This is a genomic window from Plantactinospora siamensis, assembly GCF_042434095.1.
In the GTDB taxonomy this organism is placed as follows: domain Bacteria; phylum Actinomycetota; class Actinomycetes; order Mycobacteriales; family Micromonosporaceae; genus KBS50.
In genome coordinates this window covers 104,632-127,605 of sequence record NZ_JBHLUE010000019.1, presented here as the reverse complement: position 1 = coordinate 127,605, position 22,974 = coordinate 104,632, and the positions used below count along the sequence as shown (strand labels likewise).

Here is a 22,974-nt window from a genome sequence, read left to right as displayed (position 1 = left end):
CCCGGCGCCGGGCCTCGGCCGGCCGCGCCGCGGCGTTCACAGCGCGGCGTGGGACTTGAGCGGTTCCCACCAGGCGCGGTTGTCGCGGTACCAGCGGATCGTGGCGGCCAGCCCGGTCGGCAGGTCGATCACCGGCGCGTAGCCGAGCTCTGCGCCGATCTTGGTGATGTCCAGCGAGTAGCGCCGGTCGTGGCCCTTGCGGTCGGGGACCGGCCGGACCCGTTCCCAGCCGGCGCCGCAGGCGTCCAGCAGGCGCTGGGTGAGCTCCCGGTTGGTCAGCTCGGTGCCGCCGCCGATGTGGTAGACCTCGCCGGCCCGGCCCTTGTCCTGCACCAGCGCCACGCCGCGGCAGTGGTCGTGGACGTGCAACCAGTCCCGGACGTTCGCGCCGTCGCCGTACAGCGGCACCGGCTGCCCGTCCAGGAGGTTGGTGACGAACAGCGGGACCACCTTCTCCGGGAACTGGTATGGCCCGTAGTTGTTGGAGCAGCGGGTGACCACCACGTCCATTCCGTGGGTGCGGTGGTAGGCCAGCGCCAGCAGGTCGGAGCCGGCCTTGCTGGCCGAGTACGGCGAGTTCGGCGCCAGGGGCGCGGTCTCGGTCCAGGAGCCGGTCTCGACGGAGCCGTAGACCTCGTCGGTGGAGACGTGGACGAACCGGCCGGTCTCGTGCCGCAGCGCGGCGTCCAGCACGGTCTGCGTGCCGACCACGTTGGTCTGCACGAACGGCGCGGCGCCGGTGATGGACCGGTCGACGTGCGACTCGGCGGCGAAGTGGACGATCACGTCGTGTCCGGGTACGACGCGGTCGACCAGGTCGGGGTCGCAGATGTCGCCCCGGACGAACCGGAGCCGGGGGTCGCGGCGGACCGGGTCGAGGTTGGCCGGGTTGCCCGAGTAGGTGAGCTTGTCCAGCACGGTGACCAGGCTCGGCTCCAGCAGCGGGGGTGGGACGGTCACCTCGGCGGGCACCGCGGCCGGCGAGTTGAGCAACATCCGGACGTACTCCGAGCCGATGAAGCCGGCGCCGCCGGTGACGAGAATCCGCACTGGTCAAAAATACGCCAATGAGCTGCCGGTATGGCGCAGCGTAGCCGTGTCGTCACGATGACTATCCTGCGGGGGTGCGTGGAATCCTGCTGGCCGGTGGCACCGGCTCCCGGCTGTGGCCGATCACCCGGGCCGTCTCCAAACAGCTCATGCCGGTGTACGACAAGCCGATGGTCTACTACCCGCTGTCCACGCTGATCCTGGCGGGGGTGCGGGAGATCCTGGTGGTGACCACGCCCGAGGACACCGTCCAGTTCCGCCGGCTGCTCGGCGACGGCGCCCAGTTCGGACTCCGGATCTGCTACGCCGAGCAGTCGCGGCCGGAGGGGATCGCCCAGGCGTTCCTGATCGGCGCGGACTTCATCGGCACCGAGGCGGTGGCGCTGATCCTCGGCGACAACATCTTCTACGGGGCCGGGTTGGGCCGCCAGCTGGCCCGCGCCGGGGCCCGGCCCGGCGCCGAGCCGGTGGGCGGCCGGATCTTCGCGTACCCGGTGGCCAACCCGCAGCAGTACGGCGTGGTCGAGTTCGACGGCGCCGGCCGGGTCCTGTCCATCCAGGAGAAGCCGGCGCTGCCCCGGTCCCGCTATGCCGTGCCGGGCCTGTACTTCTACGACAACCGGGTGGTGGAGATCGCCGGCAAGCTGAGCCCGAGCGCCCGCGGCGAGCTGGAGATCACGGCCGTGAACGAGGTGTACCGGGAGGCCGGCGAGCTGTCCGTGACGGTGCTGGACCGGGGAACGGCCTGGTTGGACACCGGCACCTTCGGCTCGCTGGTGCAGGCCGCGGAGTTCGTCCGGGTCATCGAGGAGCGGCAGGGCCTGAAGATCGGCTGCGTGGAGGAGGTGGCCTGGCGGGCCGGCCTGATCGACGACGACCAGCTGCGGGCGCTCGCCGGTCCGCTCAGCCGCAGCGGGTACGGGGACTACCTGCTCCGCCTGCTCAACGCCGACCGGGAGGTGGTCGGGCGGCCATGAAGATCAGGGAGCTGAGCCTGGAGGGCGCCTGGGAGATCACCCCGCAGCTGCACGGGGACCCCCGCGGGCTCTTCCTGGAGTGGTACCGGTCGGACCGGCTCGCCGCGGCGGTAGGCATCCCGTTCCGGTTGGCCCAGGCCAACATGTCGGTCTCGGCCCGGGACGTGGTCCGCGGCATCCACTACGCCGACGTGCCGCCCGGGCAGGCCAAGTACGTCACCTGCGTCCGCGGCGCGGTGACCGACGTGATCGTGGACCTGCGGACCGGCTCGCCCACCTTCGGGCAGTGGGAGGCGGTCCGGCTGGACGACGCCGAGCGCCGGGCGGTGTTCCTGGCCGAGGGCCTGGGGCACGGCTTCTGCGCGCTGACCGGGGACGCCACGCTGGCGTACCTGTGCTCCACCCCGTACAACCCGGCGGCCGAACGGGCGGTTCATCCGCTGGACCCGGCGTTGGGGATCGCGTGGCCGGCGACCGTCCCGCTGCTCTCCGACCGGGACGCGGCCGCGCCCAGCCTGGCCGAGCAGCGCTCCGCCGGCCTGCTGCCGGACCTGGCCACCTGCCGCGCCCACGCGGCCGGCCGGATGGTGCCCAATATGCCGCTTCCGGGCGGTAATTGATCCGCCCGTGTCCGCAACGCGTAGTCCGACGCTGACCACGGGCGGCTCCGGGCGGCTAGTGTCTGTGCATGGAGCGGCGAATCTTCGGTCTCGAGACCGAGTACGGCGTCACCTGCACCTACCGCGGCCAGCGGCGGCTGTCCCCCGACGAGGTCGCCCGCTATCTGTTCCGCCGGGTGGTGTCCTGGGGACGGTCCAGCAACGTGTTCCTGCGCAACGGCGCCCGGCTCTACCTCGACGTCGGCTCCCACCCGGAGTACGCGACGCCGGAGTGCGACTCGGTGGCCGACCTGGTGGTGCACGACCGGGCCGGTGAGCGGATCCTCGAAGGCCTGCTCGTGGACGCGGAGAAGCGGCTGCACGATGAGGGGATCGCCGGCGAGATCTACCTGTTCAAGAACAACACCGACTCGGCCGGCAACTCGTACGGCTGCCACGAGAACTACCTGGTCTCCCGGCACGGCGAGTTCGGCCGGCTGGCCGACGTGCTCATCCCGTTCCTGGTCACGCGGCAGCTGATCTGCGGGGCCGGCAAGGTGCTGCAGACCCCGCGCGGCGCCGTGTACTGCCTGTCCCAGCGGGCGGAGCACATCTGGGAGGGCGTCTCCTCGGCCACCACCCGCAGCCGCCCGATCATCAACACCCGGGACGAGCCACACGCGGACGCCGAGCGCTACCGGCGGTTGCACGTGATCGTCGGCGACTCGAACATGAACGAGGTCACCACGCTGCTCAAGGTGGGCAGCGCCGACATCGTGCTGCGGATGATCGAGGCCGGGGTGGTGATGCGGGACCTGTCCCTGGAGAACCCCATCCGGGCCATCCGGGAGGTGTCGCACGACGTCACCGGGCGGCGCAAGGTCCGGCTGGCCAACAACCGGGAGATCAGCGCGCTGGAGATCCAGCAGGAGTATCTGGCCAAGGCCACCGAGTTCGTGGAGCGCCGGGGCGGGGACGAGACCGCCAAGCGGGTCGTCGAGCTGTGGGGCCGGGTGCTGAACGCGGTCGAGAGCGGCAACCTCGACCCGGTGGCCCGGGAGATCGACTGGGTGACCAAGCTGCGGTTGATCGAGCGGTACCAGGCCAAGAACGACCTGCCGCTGTCGCATCCCCGGGTGGCCCAGATGGATTTGGCATACCACGACCTGCGCCGCGGCCGGGGCCTGTACGGCCTGCTGGAGCGGCGGGGGCAGGTCGACCGGATCGGCACCGACGTGGAGATCTTCGAGGCCAAGGAGACCCCGCCGCAGACCACCCGGGCCCGGCTGCGCGGCGAGTTCATCCGGCACGCCCAGGAGAAGCGCCGGGACTTCACCGTGGACTGGGTGCACCTCAAGCTCAACGACCAGGCGCAGCGCACGGTCCTGTGCAAGGACCCGTTCCGGGCGTACGACGAGCGGGTGGAGCGGCTCATCGCCAGCATGTGACCCCCGCGCGCCGCTGCTTTCGCCTGCCGGTCGGGCGTCGGCTGCGGTTCGGCGGCTCCGGTCCGCTCGGCGGCCGTTGGCGGCCGGTTCGCTGGCGGCTGCGGGCCGACCGGGGCTGCCGGATCCCGTTGTGGCCGGCGGGTTCGCGGCCCGGCGCCCGGTCAGGGCGCCGGGCCGGTAGGCTGGCCGCGCTATGAGCGCAGCCACGCCGCCCGACCCGGATCGGGACCGCGACCCGGCGAGCACCCGGCAGAACTGGGTCGACCGCCGGCGCAACAAGATCGCCGACGAGATCGCCCGCAACCGGCGGGGCGAATACCGGGTCCCGACCTGGGTCATGGCGCTCGCGCTCGTGCTGATCGTCGGCGCCTGGATCGCCCTCATCGTCCTCAGCTGACGCCGCCCCACCCTGAACGGTTCCGCGTCCGGCTCCGCGCCGGCCTGGTTCCGCGTCCGGTTCGGGGGTCGACCATGAAGCTAGCCGGTCGTTGGATCGATCCAACCATCCGCCAACTGCATGATCGACCCCGGAGAGGCGGAGAGGCGGAGAGGCGGAGAGGCGGAGTCAGGGGGGCGGTGGGGCCAGCGTGGCGGCGTGGCGGCCGGCGGCGGCCGCGGCCAGGAAGTATTCGGCATCGTCGGTCAGCCCGCGGCCCATCGTGGACAGCGGCACGGGCGCGCCGCGCAGCGCCGCGTCCAGGCCGTCGGTGCCGACCCGGACCAGGGTGTGCCGGGCGGCGAGCGGGGCGAGCGCCGCATCCACCGCGGCGGCCAGCTCGGGCGCCAACCCGTCCGGCACGACCAGGTCCGCGCGGGCCAGCGCCACCCGCCCGTACGCGGTGAGACTGTGGTGGGACACGCCCCGGTGCCGGGGTCGCGGGTCGGCCGCGGAGATCCGCAGCGAGCCCACCGGCCGGCCGCCGAGCACGGCCGTGGCGTTGATCGCCTCGCCGGCCGCGACGCCCGAGAAGCCCCACCGGGTGCCGGTGCCCAGGTTGCCGGGCCCCTGACTCAGGATGGTGACGTCGGCCCGCAGGACGTGCCGGGCGGCCAGCAGCCCGGAGTGCACGGTGGCCGCCTCCAGGTCGCCGCCGAAGGCCTGGCCCACGGTCACCGTGCCGACCAGCTCGTCGGCGAGCCCGGTGAGGGTGCGGGAGAACCAGGCGGGCAGGGCCGCGCCGTCGGTGAGGACGTACGCGATGCGCAGCTGCGGACGGTCGGCCCGGATGCCGGCCACGATCGCCGGCAGCGCGGAGTGCAGGTCGGCCACCACCACCGGCATCCCGGCCAGATCGTCGGCGTCGGCCAGCGCCGCCCGGTGCGGCGACGCCTCCTCGTCGACCCCGAGCAGGATCGGTTGCAGCGGCGTGTAGCGGGCCTTCACCAGGTGGCCGGCCGCCCGGGTGTCGGCCGGCTGCGGCGGGTCCGGCGGCAGCCGGTCCGGCAGCGCCACCACCAGGGCGTAGCCGCCGGTGCCCAGGCCCATGAGCAGCGCGCCCACGTTGAGCAGCACCCGGTCGCCCACCTCGGGGGCGCCGACGAGCTCCGGGTACGCCAGCGCGCGTACCGCGGCGCCGTCGGGCAGCGAGGCGTCGAGTTCGATCGCGCCCCGCCACCGGCGACGCACCGCCGTGACCGTTCCGGACCGCCATCGCACCATGACCGCACACGCTAGCCGCCCGCCCTCCGCCCGCGCCCCACCCCCCAGGGCTTCCCGGCGAGATCTGGGGGCGGGGGAGGGTCAGGAGCCGGATGAACGGGCGGCGGTGGGGCCGGTTGTCGGCAGGCCGGACCCGTCGGCCGACCGGCTCCCCTGGGCCGGCGGTTCCAGCCGGGAGCGGCTGCCCTCGGCGCGCCGGCTGCTGGTGGGGTCGAGGAAGACGTACCGGATGTTCGGGTACCGCTCGGTGAGCCGGCGTTCGGCCTCGTCGGACCCGGCCTCGATGTCGGCCCCGGTGGCCTCGTCGACGAAGTCGACCTTGGCCGCGACCAGCACGTCATCCGGGCCCAGCTGCATGGTGAGCAGGGTGTCCACCCGGGTGACCGTGGGCAGGCCGGCCAGCTCCTCCCGGATCGCCTCGTGGACCCGCGGCGGCACCGCCTGGCCGACCAGCAGCGACACGTTGTTCTTGGCCAGGATGCCGGCCACCACCAGCAGCAGCGCGCCGATCCCGATCGAGGCCGCGCCGTCCCACACCGAGCTGCCGGTGAGCTCGGTGAGCCCGATGCCGACGGCTGCCAGCAGCAGGCCGATCAGCGCCGCGCTGTCCTCCAGGAACACGGCCTTGACCGTGGTGTCGGCCGAGTAGCGCAGGAACCGTCGTCCGGTGGTGTTCCACCGCTCGGCCTCGCCGCGGACCTGCTTGACGGCCCGCAGGAACGAGATGCCCTCCAGCACGAACGAGATGGCCAGCACGATGTACGACAGCAGCGCCGGGCCGCTCTCCTCCCCGGCGACCACCGTGTGCACACCCTGGTAGATGGAGAAGCCCGCGCCGGCCAGGAAGGTGAACAGCGCGGCCAGGAAGGCCCAGACGTAGCTCTCCTTGCCGTACCCGAACGGGTGCTTGGCGTCGGCGGGCCGCGCGCCCCGGCGCAGCGCGGTGAACAGCAGGACCTCGGTGGTGGTGTCGGCCAGTGAGTGCGCGGCCTCGGAGAGCATCGCCGAGGAGCCCGAGAACACGCCGGCCACCGCCTTGGCCACCGCGATGCCGAGGTTGGCGGCCCCGGCCACCACCACGGTGCCGGCGCTCTCCGACTGTTCTCCCTGCTGGTCCTGACCCATGCGAATCAGCCTATGACCCGAGCCACGCATCCGCCGGACGGGCGATGGTGGTGTACGCCACGGCGCAGGTGCACCGGGACCCCCACGACGCTGCTAGCGTTGCCCAGGTGTCCCGGACCCGTACCGAACGCCTGGTCAACCTGGTGATCTGTCTGCTGTCCACCCGACGGTTCCTGACGGCGGCGCAGATCGCCGCCACGGTGCCCGGTTACGAGCACGACCCGGACGACGCCCGGGACCACGAGGCGTTCCAGCGCAAGTTCGAGCGGGACAAGGCCGAGCTGCGTGAGCTGGGCGTACCGCTGGAAACCGGCACGGCCAGCGCGTTCGACACCGAGCCGGGCTACCGGATCGCGCACCGGGAGTACGCGCTGCCGGAGATCCTGCTGGAGCCGGACGAGGCGGCCGCGGTGGGCATCGCGGCCCGGCTGTGGCAGCACGCCGGCCTGGCCGCGGCGGCCTCCTCCGGGCTGGCCAAGCTGCGGGCCGCCGGCATCGACGTGGATCCGCAGGCCACCCTGGGCCTGGAGCCGGTGGTCACCGCCGATCCGGCGTTCGCGCCGCTCACCGCCGCGGCCCGGGAGCGCCGGGCGGTGACCTTCGACTACCGCACCCCGGACGACGACGCCGCGGCCGGCCGCCGGCTGCAGCCATGGGGCGTGGTCTGCTGGCGCGGCCGGTGGTACGTGGTGGGCCACGACCTGGACCGGAACGCCACCCGCTGCTTCCGGCTGTCCCGGATCGTCGGGACGGTACGCGCCCAGGGCGCGCCGGACGCCTACCAGCCGCCCGCCGGGGTGGACCTGATCAGCCACGTGGCCAGCTGGTCCGGCCCGACCGAGCACCGCGGCCGGGCCACCGTGCTGGTGCGGCCGGGGCGGGCCGCCGGGCTGCGCCGGTGGGCCCGCGAGGTCACCCCGGGCGCCGCGGGGGACCGGCTGGTGCTCGCGTACGCCGACGCCGAGTCGCTGGCCGGCACGCTGGCCGGGTACGGGCCGGACGTGCGGGTGCTGGACCCGCCGGAGGTGCGGGACGCGGTCATCCAGCTGCTCAAGGAGGCCGTGGCGCGGCACGACGAGGTTCCCGCGGCGGTGGGCTCGTGAGCCCCGCGGCGCGTACCGGAAGCTCCCGGGCCGCCTCGGCGGACCGGCTTGGGCGGCTGCTCAACCTGGTGCCCTACCTGCTGTCCCGGCCCGGCATCACGGTGGCCGAGGCGGCCGCCGACCTCGGGGTGAGCGAGCGGCAGCTGCGGGAGGACCTCGAGCTGCTCTGGGTCTGCGGGTTGCCCGGTTACGGCCCCGGCGACCTGATCGACATGGCCTTCGACGGTGACCGGGTGACGATCACCTACGACGCCGGCATCGACCGTCCGCTGCGGCTCACCCCGGACGAGGCGCTGGCCCTGCTGGTGGCGCTGCGGATGCTGGTGGAGACGCCGGGGATGGCCAACCGGGACGCCATCGAGCGGGCGCTCGCCAAGATCGAGTCGGCCGCGGGCGAGTTCGCCGGCGCGCCGGTGGCGGTACGCCTGCCCGGCGACGCCGAGCGGTTGGACTCGCTGCGCGCGGCCGTGCAGCGGGGCCGGGCGCTGCGGATCACCTACTACACGCCGACCCGGGACGAGACGACCGAGCGGACCATCGACCCGCTGCGGGTGCTGATGGTGGGCGGCCGGGCCTACCTGGAGGCGTGGTGCCGGCGGGCCGAGGCGGTGCGGCTGTTCCGCGCCGACCGGATCGACGCGCTCACCGAGCTGTCCGAGCCGGCGCAGGCCCCGCCGCAGGCGCAGCCCATCGACCTGAGCGCCGGGATCTTCCGGCCCACGCCCGAGCTGCCGCTGGTGAGCCTGCGGGTGGGCCGGGGCGCCCGGTGGATCACCGAGTACTACCCGTGCGAGTCGGTGCGCCGCGGCGGCGGCGAGGACTGGCTGGTTGGGCTGCGCGTCACCGATCTGGGGTGGGCGCGCCGGTTCGTGCTCGGGCTGGGACCGGACGTCACGGTCGTCGGCCCGCCGGAGCTGGCCGCCGCCGTCCGGGACGCCGCCGCGGCGGCCCTCGACGCGTACGCCGTGCCGGTCGACGGCGGTGCGGTTGTCGAGCCCGGTGCGGCCGTTGAGCCCGGTGCGGCCGTTGAGCCCAGTGCGGCCGTCGAGCCCGATGCGGCCGCCGTGCCCAGCCAGCCGGCCGCTGCGGCCGGTCCGGCGCAGGCCGGTCCGGGGTCGGGCGGTCCGGGGTCGGGCGGTCCGGGGCAGACCGGTGTGGCGCGGGCCGGGGGCGCCGGTGCGACCGATCGGGCGCCGGCCCGGGACGCCGGTCCGGCGGCGGTGGCCGGGAGGCCGTAGGCTGGCCGCCGTGGTGCTCTGGATCGTGCTCGCCGTCGTCGTGCTCGCCCTGCTCGTGCTTGCCCTGGCCATCCGGCCGGTGCTGGCCGGGCTGCCCGCGCTGAACCGGGCCGCGCAGCGGCTGCAACGGCGCCAGACCGAGATCGCCGCCCTGCAGGAGTCGGCCGAGGCGCTGCAGGAGCAGTTGGAGGGGCTGGCCGCGGACGCCGGCGAGACGCAACGGCGGATCGCGACCATCAAGGCCGCCACCGGCCGCTGAACGAGCCCACCATCGGCCGCTGACCGGACCGCCACCGCCCGCTGACCGGGGTCGGGGTGCTTGACGGCGCCCGCCGCCGGGTCGAGCCTGCGCCGAACGCGTTCCGGGCGACCGTCGGGCCGGCATCCGCCGGCACCGGCCGCGCCTCGACCGGTGATCGAGACCGGTTCGAGCGGGCCGGGTGACGATGGTCGGGGACCGCGCCGATCGGGATCGGTCAAGGTCGGCCCGGCCCCTGGTTACGTCCGCGGACACACGTACCATGGAGTCCGACATCCGGCCCGCCCACCGACTGGAGCTTCCCATGGGTGCCCTCAGGCCCTGGCACATCGCCGTTCTCGTGGTCCTGCTGATCCTGCTCTTCGGCGCGAAGCGGCTTCCCGACGCTGCCCGCTCGCTCGGTCGGTCCATGCGGATCATCAAGGCCGAGACCAAGGGTCTGGTCGACGATGACAACGACCTCGCCGAGAAGGCCGAGGCGCAGACCGGCTACCAGCCGCTCCCGCCGAACGGCCAGCAGCCCTACCAGCAGCAGCCGTACCAGCAGCAGCCGTACGCGCAGCAGCAGCCGTACCAGCAGCCGCCGGCCGGGCAGCAGCCGCCCGCTGGTCAGCAGCCGTACGCACAGCAGCAGCCGTACCAGCAGCAGCCGCCCGTCGTCGACCCGGTGCACCGGGTACGCGACAACTGAGCCGGCGGTCCAACGACCGTGGCCTTCGCCCTGCGCAAGCGTCGGCAGAGCAACTTCGAGCGGGCCGCCGACGGCTCCATGACGCTCATGGAGCACATCCGCGAGCTGCGTAGCCGGCTGTTCAAGGCGTCGCTGGGGATCCTCGCCGGCTTCGCGGTGGGTTTCTGGCTCGCCAAGCCGGTCCGGCACCTGCTCGAGCAGCCGTACTGCGACCTGCCCGGCTCCCGGGACGACAAGGGTGTCTGCAACTTCGTCCAGCTCGGGGTCGCGGACCTGTTCCTGCTCGATCTCAAGATCGCGCTCTGGATCGGTCTGGTGGTCGGCGCCCCGGTCTGGCTCTACCAGCTCTGGGCGTTCATCGCCCCGGGCCTGCACCGGCACGAGCGGCGGTACGCGTACGCGTTCACGGCGCTGGCCGCGCCGCTCTTCGCGGCCGGCGCGTTCCTGGCCTTCTTCGTGGTGCGCAAGGGCCTGGAGTTCCTGATCGAGTTCTCCGGCGGGGACATCAAGACGACCCTGGACATCACCCGCTACATCGGCTTCGTGACCAACCTGATCATGCTGTTCGGGGTGGCCTTCGAGTTCCCGTTGATCATCCTGATGCTCAACTTCGTGGGCCTGGTCAGCGGCCGGCGCCTGCTGGGCTGGTGGCGGAGCGTCGTTTTCCTGCTCTTCGCCTTCTCCGCGCTGGTCACCCCGACGCCCGACCCGTTCGGCATGAGCATGCTGGGCGTGTGCCTGTGCGCGCTCTACTTCGCCGCCGTGGCGGTCGCGTTCATCAACGACCGGCGCAAGGGCCGGGGCCGGGAGACGTACGCGGGGATCGGCGACGACGAGATCTCGCCGCTGACCTTCGACAACGAGCCGGTCGAGGCGGGGGAGCGGATCGACGCGGTGGCCCCGGTGGCCGGCCCGGAGCCGGTGGCGCCCCGCCGGCCGATCGACCGCGACTACGACGACATGACCTGACGGCGGCACGACCTGACGTCCGCAAGAAGACGTGACGTCTGCATGACCTGACGGCGAACGGGTGCCGGCACCGGGGCGTACGTCCCCGGTGCCGGACGGGTACGGTGCTCGCCGTGACCGTGTCCGACCATCATCCCGGCCCGGCGCCGGCCGGCGGCCTGGCCGACGGCCCGGTGGCGGTGCTGGCCAACCCCGCCGCCGGCCGGGGGCGGCACCGCGACCTGCTGCCGGAGATCATGGACCGGCTCGCCGGCACCGGCCGGGACGTCCGGCTGCTCACCGCCGACAGCGCCCAGCAGAGCCGGGCGGCCTGCGTGGCGGCGGTGGCCGAGGGGGCCGCGGCGCTGGTCGCGGTGGGCGGCGACGGCACGGTGCACCAGGCGCTGCAGGCCGTGGCGGGCACGCCGGTGGGCTTCGGTCCGGTGCCGGCCGGCACCGGCAACGACTTCGCGATGGACACCGGCTTCCCGGTCGAGCCGCTGGCCGCGGCCGAGACGGTGGCCGCGGCGATCTCCGCCGGCCGGACCCGGCCGGTGGACCTGGCCCGGGTGACCGCCGTGGACGGCAGCACCGGCTGGTACGGCGCGGTGCTGGCGGCCGGCTTCGACGCGATCGTCAACGAGCGGGCCAACCGGATGCGCTGGCCGCGCGGCCGCCGCCGGTATGACCTGGCCATCGTGGTGGAGCTGGCCCGGCTGCGGCCCCGGCGCTACACCCTGCGGCTGGACGACCGGGAGCTGACCGTGGACGCCGTGCTGGTGGCCGTGGGCAACTGCCCCAGCTATGGCGGGGGGCTGCGGATCTGCCCGGCCGCCGACCCGGGGGACGGGCTGCTCGATGTGGTGGTCGGCGGCCGGTTCAGCCGGACCGCGCTGATGCGGGTGCGGCCCCGGCTCTACCAGGGCACCCACGTGGACCATCCGCTGGTCACCAGCTACCGGGCGCGCACCATCGAGCTGGCGGCCGAGGGCATCACCACGTACGCGGACGGGGAACGCTCGGCCGCGCTGCCGGTGACCGTGACCGCGGTGCCGGGCGCGGTCCGGCTGCTGCGCTGAGCGCGGCGGCTGTCCGAAGGCTGAGCGTTAACCGGGGCCCCTTGCTATACAAAAAGCGATAACAAGGGGCCCTTCCTTACCGGCGGGCGAGGTCGAGCACCGCGGTGAGGTTGTTGGGGGCGCCGGGGGGCGCGGGCGGGAGGACCAGCACCGAGCAGCCGGCGGCCACCGCCCCGGCGTCGGCGGGCGTGTCGCCGACCATGAGCGTGTGCTCCGGGTCGACGCCCAGCCGGCCGCAGGCTGCCAGGAAGATCGCCGGGTCGGGCTTGCACCGGCCGACCTCGTAGCTGAGGACGTACTCGTCGATCAGGTCGGCCAGCCCCCACGCCGCGAACAGCGGCCGGACGTCGAAGCCGATGTTGCTGACCAGCGCGATCGGCACGCCGGCCGTGCGGAGCCGGCGCAGGGTCGGCTCGACGTCGGCGTACGGCAGCCAGCCGGCCGGGTCGAGCAGCCGGTCGTACAGCGCGTCGGCGAGCCCGTCGATGCCGGCCGGGACCGTCTCCAGCAGGCCGGTGTACGCGGCCCGGTGGGCGTGCTCGTACAGGTCCCGGTCGGCCCAGACCTCGGCCAGGTGCGGTGGCACCCGGCGCGGCAGCGGCCCGCCGGGCCGGCCGGCGGTGACCAGCCGGTCGGCCAGCGCGGTGGCCCGGGCCCGGTCCAGCTCGACCCCGCGGTCGGCGGCGGCGGCCCGGACCCAGCCGATCGGGTCCTCGACCTGGGCGAGCGTGCCGTGGAAGTCGAACAGCACCGCCTCCACCGGGCGCCTCGGCGCGGCGGCGGTCGGGGCGCTGGCGACGTCGCTGCGCCCGCTTCGCGGTTTGGGATGGTCCGGCACGCGCTGCACCCTACCGACCGGCTCCGACGGGTCGGCCCGATGCCCTCTTCCGGTGTGGCAAACCGACACGCATTAACCTGGAAGTCATGTCGAGCCCCGCCGAGCGGTACGCCGCGGCGCGCCGCCGGGCCGCGCACGCGAGCAGCTTTCCCGCCCTCACCGAGTTTGCCGCGGATCTGGGCTTCGATCTTGACGACTTCCAGCGCTCGGCCTGCCAGGCCCTGGAGCGGGGCAGCGGGGTCCTGGTGTGCGCGCCCACCGGCGCCGGCAAGACGGTGGTCGGCGAGTTCGCGGTACACCTGGCGCTGACCGGTGACGAGCGGCGCAAGTGTTTCTACACCACCCCGATCAAGGCGCTGTCCAACCAGAAGTACCACGACCTCGTCCGCCGCTACGGCGCCGCGCGGGTGGGCCTGCTGACCGGCGACAACGCGATCAACGGGGACGCCCCGGTGGTGGTGATGACCACCGAGGTGCTGCGCAACATGCTGTACGCTGGGTCGCCGGCGCTGGACGGCCTCGCGTACGTGGTGATGGACGAGGTCCACTACCTGGCCGACCGGTTCCGCGGCGGGGTGTGGGAAGAGGTGATCATCCACCTGCCCGCCTCGGTCACCCTGGTCTCGCTGTCGGCCACCGTATCGAACGCCGAGGAGTTCGCCGACTGGCTGGTCACGGTGCGCGGCGAGACCGAGGTGGTGGTCAGCGAGCACCGGCCGGTGCCGCTGTGGCAGCACATGCTGGTCGGCAAGCGGATGTTCGATCTGTTCCACGACGCCGACGCGGCCCGCAAGCACGACGTGCACCCGGAGCTGCTGCGCTATACCCGGGAGACGCTGCGCCGGTTGGAGATGGCCGACCCGCGTGGCGCGCTGACCCGGCGCGGCCCGCGCTGGCGGGGGCCGCTGCGCCCGGAGATCGTCGAGCGGTTGGACCGGGAGGGCCTGCTGCCGGCGATCCTGTTCATCTTCAGCCGGGCCGGCTGCGACGCGGCCGTGCAGCAGTGCCTGGCCATGGGGCTGCGGCTGACCACCCCGGACGAGCGGGCCGAGATCCGCGAGATCGTCGAGCGGCGGATCACCGCCATCCCGGGCGAGGACCTGTCGGTGCTCGGCTACTGGGAGTGGCTCGACGGGCTGGAGCGCGGCCTGGCCGCGCACCACGCCGGGATGCTGCCCGCCTTCAAGGAGGTGGTGGAGGAGCTGTTCGTCCGCGGCCTGGTCAAGGCGGTCTTCGCCACCGAGACGCTGGCGCTGGGCATCAACATGCCGGCCCGGTGCGTGGTGCTGGAACGGCTGGTGAAGTTCAACGGCGAGGCGCACGTGGACCTCACGCCGGGGGAGTACACCCAGCTCACCGGCCGGGCCGGCCGGCGGGGCATCGACGTGGAGGGGCACGCGGTCGTCGTCTGGTCGCCGGAGGTGGATCCGCGGCAGGTGGCCGGGCTGGCCTCCACCCGCACCTATCCGCTGCGCTCCAGCTTCCGGCCGTCGTACAACATGGCCGTGAACCTGGTCGGCTCGGTGGGGTTCGCGCCGGCCCGGGAGCTGCTGGAGGCGTCGTTCGCGCAGTTCCAGGCGGACCGGTCGGTGGTCGGGCTGGCCCGGCAGGTGCAGCGCAACACCGAGACGATGACCGCGTACGAGGGGGAGGCGCAGTGCGACCTCGGCGACTTCGCCGAATACTTCGCGCTGCGCCGGGCCATCTCGGACCGGGAGCGGTCGCTGGCCCGGGAGGGGCAGCACCAGCGCCGGTCGGCGGCCGTGCGGTCGCTGGAGCGGCTGCGCGTCGGCGACGTCATCCGGGTCCCGTCGGGCCGGCGCGCGGGACTGGCTGTGGTGCTGGACCCGGGCGTCGGCGGCTTCGGCGAGCCGCGCCCGCTGGTGCTCACCCAGGACCGCTGGGCCGGCCGGGTCACCCAGGCCGACTTCACCGCCCCCGCCGAGGTGCTGGCCCGGGTGCGGGTGCCCAAGCACTTCAACCACCGGTCCCCGGCGGCCCGCCGCGACCTCGCGGCCGCGGTGAGCGGCACCGGGCTGCCCCGGCACGCCGGCCGGCGCGGCGGCCGGTCCCGGGGAAGCGACGAGGACAACCAGCTCGTCGAACTGCGCAACCAGCTGCGCCGGCACCCGTGCCACGCCTGCCCGGACCGCGAGGAGCACGCCCGGTGGGCGGAGCGGCGCACCCGGCTGGAGCGGGACACCGAGGAGCTGCGCCAGCGGGTGGCCAGCCGTACCGGGTCGCTGGCCCGGACCTTCGACAAGATCTGCGAGCTGCTGGTGGCCCGCGGCTACCTGACCGACGGCGGCGAGGTGACCGACGCCGGGCGGATGCTGGCGCGGATCTGGGGCGAGACCGACCTGCTGGTCGCCGAGTGCCTGCGGCGGCGGGTCTGGGACGGGCTGGCCCCGGCCGAGCTGGCCGCTGCGGTCTCCACGCTGGTGTTCGAGGCGCGCCGGGAGACCGACGAGCGCGGCTCGGTGCCGCGCGGCCCGGTCGCCGACGCGGTGGACGCCACCCTCGGGCTGTGGTCGGCGCTGGAGGCCGACGAGGCGAGGCGCGGGCTGGAGACCACCCGGGAGCCGGACCTCGGGTTCGTCTGGCCGGTCTACCGGTGGGCCCGCGGTGAGCCGCTGGCGAAGGTGCTGGCCAGCGGGGCGGGCCTGGACGGCGAGATGCCGGCCGGCGACTTCGTCCGCTGGGCGCGCCAGGTGGCCGACCTGCTCGGCCAGATCGCCGACGCCGGCGGCGCGGGGGCCGAGCTGCGGTCCGTGGCCCGGGCCGCGATTGCGGCCGTCAATCGTGGGGTACTGGCCTACCACCAGGCCAGCTGAGTGATCAGCTAGGCTGGGTGGGTCCCGTGAACGGGACCGCCGGGACGGTGGGCGTCCCGGACTCGTTCCGGAGGGGACCCATGGCGCACGTCAACCACTTCGCGTACGGCTGGAGCACACCGGTGCTCAGCTACGCGCTGTCCGTCTTCGGCTCGCTGCTCGGGCTGATCTGTGCCATCCGGCTGCGGTCCGCCTCGACCGCCCGCCAGCGGATGTGGTGGCTGGCGCTGGCCTCGTTCGCGCTGGGCGGTACGGCGATCTGGTCGATGCACTTCATGGCCATGCTCGGCTTCGCCGTCACCGGCACCACCCTGCGGTACGACGTGGGGCTCACCCTCGCCAGCGCGGTCATCGCGGTGGTGGCCGTGGGCGTCGGCCTGGCCGTGGTCGGCGGCCGCGCGGCGCCGGTCCGGCTGGCCGCCGGCGGGCTGATCACCGGGCTGGGCGTGGCGGGGATGCACTACACCGGCATGGCGGCCATGCGGCTGAACGGCGACATCGACTACGACCCGCTGCGGGTGGTGCTGTCGGTGCTGATCGCCGTGGTGGCCGCCACGGCCGCGTTCTGGCTGGCCCTCACCGTCCGCCGCCCGCTGGCCATCGCCGGCTCCGCCCTGGTGATGGGCGTCGCGGTCAGCGGCATGCACTACACCGGCATGACCGCCATGTCGGTGCATCTGCGGTCCACGGCCCCGCCCACCGAGGGCGCCACGGTGGGCACCCTGCTGGTTCCGATCGTGCTGGCGGTCATCGTGGTCGGCCTCGGGCTGGCGTACGCGCTGATGCTCGCGCCCAGTCCCGAGGACCGGGCCGGGCTGGCCTACCTGGATGAGCGGCAGACCGCTCGGGCGGGCGACCCTGCCGCGCGGCACGGCGAGCAGGCGGCGTTCGACCCGGTTGGCCTGGCCGGACGGGACGCGTTCGGGCCCCGGCCCGGCCGCAGCCGGCCGGACCGCGTGGAGCGATAGGGGGCACCGCGGCACCCCGGTTCCGCGGCACCGCGCAGCCCGGCTGGCGTCCGGAGGGCCCGACGAGGGCGCCGGCTCGGTAGACCCGCCGAGCTGGCGGCGAGGTCCACGTGCACCCGGTTCTTTCCCACCTTGGGCTCGGCGGCGGCCACCAGGTCGATGCAGACGGCCGCGGGGTCGGGATAGTCGAAGCCCACCGGTTCGAGATTGGTGAGGCCGGGTCCTTCGCTGGAAAGCTCCCAGCCGAGCGCCGCCGCCCAGAAACGGCCCAGCCCGGCGTCGTCCCGAGCCTTCATGTTGATCTGAACGAGCCGGGTCGCCATGCCGGCGATCGTAGATCGTGCCGGATCAGCCCCGTTCGGCCAGGGCGTCGACCAGGCGCCGGCACGGCCCGGCCACGTTCCACTTCTCGGCGAACGCCAACAGCCCGTCCGGGTCGGCCGGCACGCGGGGCAGTGCCGGGTCGAGGTCGGGCAGCGGGACGTCCCGGGCCACCCGCACCACCGTGGGGGCGACCGCCAGGTAGTCCCGGGCCGCGACGAGCTTGCCGCGTAGCCCGGGGGCGAAGCCGGCCGCCGGATCGTCCACCGCGGCCAGCAGGGCGTCCAGGTCGCCGTACCGGTCGATCAGCCGGGCCGCGGTCTTGTCGCCCACGCCGGGCACCCCGGGAAGGCCGTCGCTGGGGTCCCCGCGCAGCGCCGCGAAGTCGGCGTAGCCCTCCGGTGGCACGCCGTACTTGGCCCGCACCGCCGCGCCGTCGCAGTCCTCCAGCTTGGCCACCCCGCGGCCGCAGTAGAGGAAGCGGACCGGCTTGGCGTCGTCGACCAGCTGGAACAGGTCCCGGTCGCCGGAGGCCACCTCGACCGGCCCCGGCTGGGTGGTGGCCAGCGTGCCGACCACGTCGTCGGCCTCGTAGCCGTCGCTGCCCACCGCCGGGATGCCGATCAGCTCCAGCGCGGTGAGGATCAGCGGCACCTGCGGCACCAGGGTGTCCGGCACCACCTCGCCGCCCGCCGGGGCCAGCCGGTGTGCCTTGTAGGACGGGAGCAGCTCGACCCGCCACGCCGGGCGCCAGTCGTAGTCCAGCGCGCAGACCAGCCGGTCCGGCCGGCGGGTGCGGACCAGCGTGGCGATCATGTCGAGGAAGCCGCGCACGGCGTTCACCGGGCTGCCGTCGGGCGCCCGGGCCGCCGACTCCGGGATGCCGTGGAAGGCGCGGAAGTAGAGGCTGGCCGAGTCCACGAGAAGCAGGGGAGAGCGCTGGTTCACCGGCACAGCCTCGCACAGCGGTCCGACACCGGCGGCCCCGCGCGGTCGGGTCCACCGCGCGGGGCCGGCCCTCGGTCCACAACGACAGTCGGCGTAGGTGGGGACGTCAGGACGGACCATCGCGGTCGTCGTCGATGGGTTGGTGCGATGTTCTAGGCTGGCACCGCGCTGGCATCGTCACGGGGGAGGCTCGGCGTGCTGGCTTTTCGGCTATCGCGGGGAAGCGCGACGGCATGCCACCGGCTCGGCCGTTGTGCGGCGCTGGCTGGGCTGATGGTCGCCGCGGTCGCGGCCAACACCGGCTGCGACCCGGCGCCTGCCCCCGAGCCCAGTCCCACCGTGGCCACCGGGACCGCTGCCGCCGGCTTGCCGCCCCGGTCCGCTCTGCCAGCCGGGCTGGTGGCGCTGACCCGCGCCGGGACAGGCGAGGAAGCCCAACTGCGGGTGTACGACGCCACCACCGGCACCCTGCGCCGGGCGGTCATGGTCCCGACCGACGGGAAGGTGGTGTTCAGCGCGAGTTTCCAGTACGCCGCCGAGATCGACCGGTCGGGCAACGTCCTGCTCTATACGCTGAAGGGTGACCGCTACGAGTCGTCGGGGAGCCTGGACCCGCAGTCGTGGGGGGCCAGGGACACCCGACCGAAACGGGTCGGCTTCCTCCCCCGGACCAATCGGCTGGCCGTCGAGCTGGAGGACCCCGACCGTGAAGGTCTTCGTGCGGTCTCGCTGGATCCGGCGGATCCCCGACTTACATCACGGCCCGACGTGGGACTCGCTCCGCAGTGGGATTCCGGCGGCCGACCGGTCGAAGACGTGGCGTACGTCGAGATGCCGGGCCAGCCGAAGGTCGGTTCCGTCGTCGTGCGGCGTAGCCAGCAGGAACTCGTGGAGGCGGATGTCATCGGGCGGGACGACGATCAGGACGGCGGGAGTGACCTGCTCTACACGTGCCACGGTCCGCAGGTCCGCTCGTGGACGGTGCCCTGCTTCGGCGGTGGACCACACGCCGAACTGGCGACCCTGACCGCCGACCCGGCCACCAAGATTGCCACGATCCGGATCATCGCGAAGCTTGGCGGCAGGCCGTTCACGAACCTCTACGTGGCCCCGGACGGTAAGCGGTTGCTGGCCGAGCGCGCCGACGGTTTCTACGCCACCACGGCGGCCGGCGGCACCCCGAAACGGGCCTTCGGCCCGCTGCCCAAGCGCGGGACCATGCGGATCCTGGAGTGGCAAGAGGGATCATGAACCGCGGCCACGGCTGATCCGGTAAGGGCAGCAGGCAAACCTGCCTCGGGTCGGGCGGAACGGCCCACGAGCCCGACCGCGGCGAACGGTCGCCGGCCCGGTCCTCCGGCGCCACCGGCCCGGGAAGGTGGGGCCAGCACCACCCGCGAACGGGGGCCCGACGGCTGGGTTCCGGCCGTGCACGCTCGTTACGGTCAATCACGTGTCGATGTCCGCGCTGCATGCCGTACGCCGGCCCCGGTTCCTGCTCGGAGCCTGGCCCTGGCGGTCCCTGGTCTACCTGCTCACCGGTCTGGCGGTGGCCGGCGTGGTGGCCGGTCCGCTGATGATCCTGGCGCTGCCCTGGGCGATCTTCGGCGCGCTGGAGCAGCGCCTCGTGCGCGCCGGCGACATGCCCGGCGCCGGCTCGGCCGCCTGGCTGGCCGTGCTGGTGCTGCTCGGCGCGGGGATGCTGGGCGTGTTCGGCCCACTGCTGGCGCTGCCGGTGGCGAGTCTGGAACGGCTGCGGCTGCGGCTGGTCGACCAGCGGCCGCTGACGCCGGGGCACGCCCGACCGTCGGCGCCGGGCGCGTGGCCGTGGCTACGCACCCGGTACGCCGAGCAGGCCACCTGGCGGGAGGTGGCGTACCTGCTGGTGCTGGCCGTGCTGGCGCCGGCGCTCGGCACCGGGCTGCTGCTGGCGCTGGCGCTGGCGGCCGGGCTGCTGGCCGCCCCGCTGATCGTGCTCACCACCGACGACCCGGTCGTGATCTTCGTGGAGATCCGCACGTTGCCGCCGGCGTTGCTGGCCGCGGCCGCCGGGGTCCTGCTGCTGGCCGGGCTGGCCTACCTCACGGCCGGGCTGGCCGGCGGGTACGCGGCGCTGGCCCGGGCGCTGCTCGGCGGCGGCGAGCAGCCGCTGCGCACCGAGCTGGTCGAGGTGGCCCGGTCCCGGGCTCGGCTGGTGGACGCGTTCGAGGCCGAGCGCCGCCGGATCGAGCGGGACCTGCACGACGGCGCCCAGCAGCGGCTGGTCAGCCTCACCCTGCAGCTCGGGCTGGCCCGGCTGGACCTGCCGGAGGGGTCGGCCGCGGCCGAGTCGGTGGGCCGAGCCCACGAGCAGGCCAAGGCGCTGATGACCGAGCTGCGCGGGCTGATCCACGGGATCCACCCGCGTACCCTCGCCGAACTGGGCCTGCCGGCGGCGCTGGCCGAGCTGGCCGAGCGGGCGCCCGTGCCGGTCACCGTGCGGGCCGAGCTGCCCCGGCTGCCCGCCGCGGCCGAGTCGACCGCCTACTTCGTGGCGGCCGAGGCGCTGGCCAACGTGGCCAAGCACGCGGCGGCCACCCGGGTGACCGTCACCGCCGCCTGCGAGGCCGCGGATCGGGCCGGCGCCCGCCAGCCCCCGGCCGAACCCCGGCTGCTGGTGGTCGAGGTGGTCGACGACGGGCGGGGCGGCGCCGATCCGGGCCGCGGGACCGGGCTGACCGGCCTCGCCGACCGGGTGGCCGCGGCCGGCGGCACCATGTACCTGTCCAGTCCGGTCGGGGGTCCGACCGTCGTGCGAGTGGAGCTGCCGTGCCGGTCGAGTCGCCCCGGGTCGTGATCGCGGAGGACGCCGTACTGCTCCGGGAGGGGCTGGTCGGGCTGCTGGAGCGGTTCGGCTTCCAGGTGGTGGCCGCGGTGGGGGACGCGGCCGGGCTGCGGGACGCGGTCGGGGCGTACCGGCCGGACCTGGCGCTCACCGACGTCCGGATGCCGCCGGGCTTCACCGACGAGGGCCTGCGGATGGCCGTCCGGCTGCGCGCCGCCGACCCGGACCTGGCCGTGGTGGCGTTGAGCCAGTACGTCGAGCAGCGGTACGCGGCCGAGCTGCTCGACTCCGGCGACGGGCGGCGGATCGGCTACCTGCTCAAGGACCGCGTGGTCGACGTGGCCGAGTTCGTCGACGCGCTGCGCCGGGTGCTGGCCGGCGGCACGGTGGTCGACCCGGAGGTGGTCCGGCAGCTGGTCCGACGCCGCCGGGACCCGCTGGAGCAGTTGTCCCAGCGGGAGCGGGAGGTGCTCGAGCTGATCGCCGAGGGCTGGTCGAACTCGGCCATCGCGGCCCGGCTGGTGCTGTCCGAGGGGGCCGTCGGCAAGCACATCGGCAACATCCTCACCAAGCTGGACCTGCCGGCCAGCGACGACACCAACCGCCGGGTCCGGGCGGTGCTGGCGTACCTGCGCGGCAGCGCCGGCTGAGCCCGCGGCCGGCTGAGCCCGCGGCTGGCCGGGCCCGCGGCCGGCCGGGCCCGCGGCCGGCCGGGCCCGCGGCCGGCCGGGCCGCGCGGACGCCGGGTACACGGCTGCCGGTGTCCGGGGCGGGCGTTAAGAAGGGTCCCCTCCTATACAGAAAGCGATAACAAGGGGCCCTTCCTAACCGCAGGCGGGTTGTGACCGGGCGGCCCGGCGGTAAATGGGCGGCGATCCGGCGGCCGGGCGGGCAGGCTGGGGCCATGACGTTCGTCCCGGGGCTGGAGCTGTGCCAGCGCTTCCACGACGAGCTGGTCGGGCCCGTCCTGCGCGACCGGTTCCCGCGGCTGGCCTACGCGGCGGCACGGCTGGACTCCGGCTCCGAGCTGTTCGGCCTGGACTCGCCCCGGTCCATGGACCACGACTGGGGGCCGCGGCTGCAGATCTATCTGGACCGGGCCGACGCGGGGCTGGCCCCGGCCGTGACGGCGGCGGTCGACGCGGCCCTGCCGGCCGAGTTCCTGGGGCTGCCCACCCGGTTCGTCGGGCATCCCGACACGGGGCTCGGTGTGCTGGCGCCCGGCGGCCAGCGGCACGGCGTGACGGCCGTGGAACTGGGCCGGTGGCTGGTAGCGGCGCTCGGCTTCGACCCGCGGGACGGGATCGGCGTCGCCGACTGGCTCGCGGTGCCCACCCAGCGGCTGGCCGAGTTCACCGGCGGGGCGGTCTTCCACGACGGGTTGCCCGGGGCCGGGCTCAGCGGGGCGCGGGCCGCGCTGAGCTGGTATCCCGACGACGTGTGGCGGTACGTGCTGGCCGCGCAGTGGGCGCGGATCGGCCAGGAGGAGCACCTGGCGGGCCGGTGCGCCGAGGTCGACGACGAGCTGGGCAGCACGGTGCTGGCCGCCCGGCTGGCCCGGGACCTGATGCGGCTGTTCATGCTGCTGGAGCGCCGCTATCCCCCGTACGGGAAATGGTTGGGTAGCCAGTTCGCGCGGCTGCCCGGGATAGCGCCGGCCACCGCGGCGCTGACCGGCGCCGTGCGGGCCACCGACTGGCCCCGCCGGGAGCGCGCGCTGGGCGCGGCGCTCAGCCTGGCCGCCGAGCGGACCAACGCGACCGGCCTGGCCGCGCCGGCCGACCCGACGGTACGACCGTTCCACCGCCGCCCGTTCCTGGTGCTCGGCGCCGACCGGTTCGTGGCGGCGCTGCGGGCCGCCATCACCGACCCGGCGCTGCGGGACCGCCCGCCGGTGGGGGCCATCGACCAGTTCGTGGACAGCACCGAGGTGACCGCCGACGCGGCCCGCTCCCGCCGGGTCGCCGCGGCCGTCCTCGAATAGAAGGAAGGGCCCCTTCTTATCGTTTTTTGTATAGGAAGGGGCCCTTCCTAACACCTCGGCGACACCGCGGTCCGCAGTCG

General features: G+C 74.3%; 20 protein-coding genes and 2 pseudogenes. 16 read left to right on the top strand and 6 right to left on the bottom strand.

The window, feature by feature from the left end:
- Positions 1-36: 36 nt before the first annotated feature.
- Positions 37-1,050, bottom strand: a complete 1,014-nt coding sequence (rfbB, locus tag ACFFHU_RS22965) for a dTDP-glucose 4,6-dehydratase (RefSeq protein WP_377342132.1) — start codon at positions 1,048-1,050, stop codon at positions 37-39.
- 74 nt (positions 1,051-1,124) lie between these two features.
- On the opposite strand from rfbB, the gene rfbA reads away from it, so the two are divergent.
- The 4 genes from rfbA to ACFFHU_RS22945 all read left to right on the top strand — a co-directional run bounded on the left by rfbA (position 1,125) and on the right by ACFFHU_RS22945 (position 4,471).
- A complete protein-coding gene (gene rfbA, locus ACFFHU_RS22960; RefSeq protein ID WP_377342129.1) occupies positions 1,125-2,027 on the top strand; it encodes a glucose-1-phosphate thymidylyltransferase RfbA in 903 nt (300 codons plus the stop codon).
- A complete protein-coding gene (locus ACFFHU_RS22955) occupies positions 2,024-2,647 on the top strand; it encodes a dTDP-4-dehydrorhamnose 3,5-epimerase family protein (protein ID WP_377342127.1) in 624 nt (207 codons plus the stop codon). The genes rfbA and ACFFHU_RS22955 overlap by 4 nt, the downstream gene beginning before the upstream one ends.
- Before the next feature lie 68 nt (positions 2,648-2,715).
- Positions 2,716-4,074, top strand: a complete 1,359-nt coding sequence (pafA, locus tag ACFFHU_RS22950; protein ID WP_377342125.1) for a Pup--protein ligase — start codon at positions 2,716-2,718, stop codon at positions 4,072-4,074.
- A gap of 193 nt (positions 4,075-4,267) precedes the next feature.
- On the top strand, positions 4,268-4,471 hold the full coding sequence (locus ACFFHU_RS22945; protein WP_377342123.1) for a hypothetical protein: 204 nt from the start codon (positions 4,268-4,270) through the stop codon (positions 4,469-4,471).
- A gap of 168 nt (positions 4,472-4,639) precedes the next feature.
- On the opposite strand, the gene ACFFHU_RS22940 is transcribed toward ACFFHU_RS22945, so the two are convergent.
- Positions 4,640-5,734, bottom strand: coding sequence for a DUF3866 family protein (locus tag ACFFHU_RS22940; RefSeq protein ID WP_377342121.1), 1,095 nt, complete (start codon positions 5,732-5,734; stop codon positions 4,640-4,642).
- Between the two features lie 81 nt (positions 5,735-5,815).
- Positions 5,816-6,859, bottom strand: coding sequence for a cation diffusion facilitator family transporter (locus ACFFHU_RS22935; protein ID WP_377342120.1), 1,044 nt, complete (start codon positions 6,857-6,859; stop codon positions 5,816-5,818).
- A gap of 107 nt (positions 6,860-6,966) precedes the next feature.
- Between ACFFHU_RS22935 and ACFFHU_RS22930 the strand changes: the two genes are divergently transcribed.
- The 6 genes and pseudogenes from ACFFHU_RS22930 to ACFFHU_RS22905 all read left to right on the top strand — a co-directional run bounded on the left by ACFFHU_RS22930 (position 6,967) and on the right by ACFFHU_RS22905 (position 12,177).
- Positions 6,967-7,962 carry a helix-turn-helix transcriptional regulator gene (locus ACFFHU_RS22930; RefSeq protein ID WP_377342118.1) on the top strand — a complete coding sequence of 332 codons (996 nt, stop codon included), beginning with the start codon at positions 6,967-6,969 and terminating at the stop codon, positions 7,960-7,962.
- Positions 7,959-8,975: pseudogene (locus tag ACFFHU_RS22925) on the top strand (helix-turn-helix transcriptional regulator); the annotation flags it as partial. The gene ACFFHU_RS22930 and the pseudogene ACFFHU_RS22925, both read left to right, overlap by 4 nt.
- 235 nt (positions 8,976-9,210) lie before the next feature.
- The gene (locus ACFFHU_RS22920; RefSeq protein WP_377342116.1) at positions 9,211-9,459 is read left to right on the top strand and encodes a hypothetical protein; all 249 of its coding nucleotides are present in this window, start codon (positions 9,211-9,213) and stop codon (positions 9,457-9,459) included.
- Positions 9,460-9,763: 304 nt separating this feature from the next.
- Positions 9,764-10,150, top strand: a complete 387-nt coding sequence (tatA, locus tag ACFFHU_RS22915) for a Sec-independent protein translocase subunit TatA (RefSeq protein WP_377342114.1) — start codon at positions 9,764-9,766, stop codon at positions 10,148-10,150.
- 18 nt (positions 10,151-10,168) lie between these two features.
- Entirely contained in the window at positions 10,169-11,119 is a 951-nt protein-coding gene (gene tatC / locus ACFFHU_RS22910) for a twin-arginine translocase subunit TatC (protein ID WP_377342112.1), read from the top strand.
- A 113-nt stretch (positions 11,120-11,232) separates the two neighbouring features.
- Positions 11,233-12,177: a diacylglycerol kinase gene (locus ACFFHU_RS22905; protein WP_377342110.1), complete on the top strand. Its 945-nt coding sequence runs from the start codon at positions 11,233-11,235 to the stop codon at positions 12,175-12,177.
- Between the two features lie 76 nt (positions 12,178-12,253).
- Here ACFFHU_RS22905 and ACFFHU_RS22900 read toward each other — a convergent pair whose 3' ends face one another.
- On the bottom strand, positions 12,254-12,937 hold the full coding sequence (locus tag ACFFHU_RS22900) for an HAD family hydrolase (protein WP_377342514.1): 684 nt from the start codon (positions 12,935-12,937) through the stop codon (positions 12,254-12,256).
- Between the two features lie 164 nt (positions 12,938-13,101).
- Between ACFFHU_RS22900 and ACFFHU_RS22895 the strand changes: the two genes are divergently transcribed.
- Both ACFFHU_RS22895 and ACFFHU_RS22890 read left to right on the top strand, forming a co-directional pair.
- Positions 13,102-15,849, top strand: coding sequence for a DEAD/DEAH box helicase (locus ACFFHU_RS22895; RefSeq protein WP_377342108.1), 2,748 nt, complete (start codon positions 13,102-13,104; stop codon positions 15,847-15,849).
- 26 nt (positions 15,850-15,875) lie between these two features.
- On the top strand, positions 15,876-16,817 hold the full coding sequence (locus ACFFHU_RS22890) for an MHYT domain-containing protein (protein ID WP_377342106.1): 942 nt from the start codon (positions 15,876-15,878) through the stop codon (positions 16,815-16,817).
- A gap of 101 nt (positions 16,818-16,918) precedes the next feature.
- Here ACFFHU_RS22890 and ACFFHU_RS22885 read toward each other — a convergent pair.
- Both ACFFHU_RS22885 and ACFFHU_RS22880 read right to left on the bottom strand, forming a co-directional pair.
- Positions 16,919-17,113 (bottom strand): annotated as a pseudogene (locus ACFFHU_RS22885) (VOC family protein); the annotation flags it as partial.
- Positions 17,114-17,165: 52 nt separating this feature from the next.
- Positions 17,166-18,086: a 5'-3' exonuclease gene (locus ACFFHU_RS22880; protein WP_377342104.1), complete on the bottom strand. Its 921-nt coding sequence runs from the start codon at positions 18,084-18,086 to the stop codon at positions 17,166-17,168.
- Positions 18,087-18,359: 273 nt separating this feature from the next.
- Here ACFFHU_RS22880 and ACFFHU_RS22875 point away from each other — a divergent pair, with 273 nt between their 5' ends.
- The 4 genes from ACFFHU_RS22875 to ACFFHU_RS22860 all read left to right on the top strand — a co-directional run bounded on the left by ACFFHU_RS22875 (position 18,360) and on the right by ACFFHU_RS22860 (position 22,894).
- Positions 18,360-19,337, top strand: a complete 978-nt coding sequence (locus tag ACFFHU_RS22875) for a hypothetical protein (RefSeq protein ID WP_377342102.1) — start codon at positions 18,360-18,362, stop codon at positions 19,335-19,337.
- A gap of 208 nt (positions 19,338-19,545) precedes the next feature.
- Complete coding sequence (locus tag ACFFHU_RS22870) at positions 19,546-20,922, top strand: sensor histidine kinase (RefSeq protein WP_377342100.1); 1,377 nt, start codon at positions 19,546-19,548, stop codon at positions 20,920-20,922.
- Entirely contained in the window at positions 20,895-21,560 is a 666-nt protein-coding gene (locus ACFFHU_RS22865; protein WP_377342098.1) for a response regulator, read from the top strand. Before ACFFHU_RS22870 ends, ACFFHU_RS22865 begins: the two co-directional genes overlap by 28 nt.
- 254 nt (positions 21,561-21,814) lie before the next feature.
- Positions 21,815-22,894, top strand: a complete 1,080-nt coding sequence (locus ACFFHU_RS22860; protein WP_377342096.1) for a DUF4037 domain-containing protein — start codon at positions 21,815-21,817, stop codon at positions 22,892-22,894.
- The last annotated feature ends 80 nt before the right edge of the window (positions 22,895-22,974 follow it).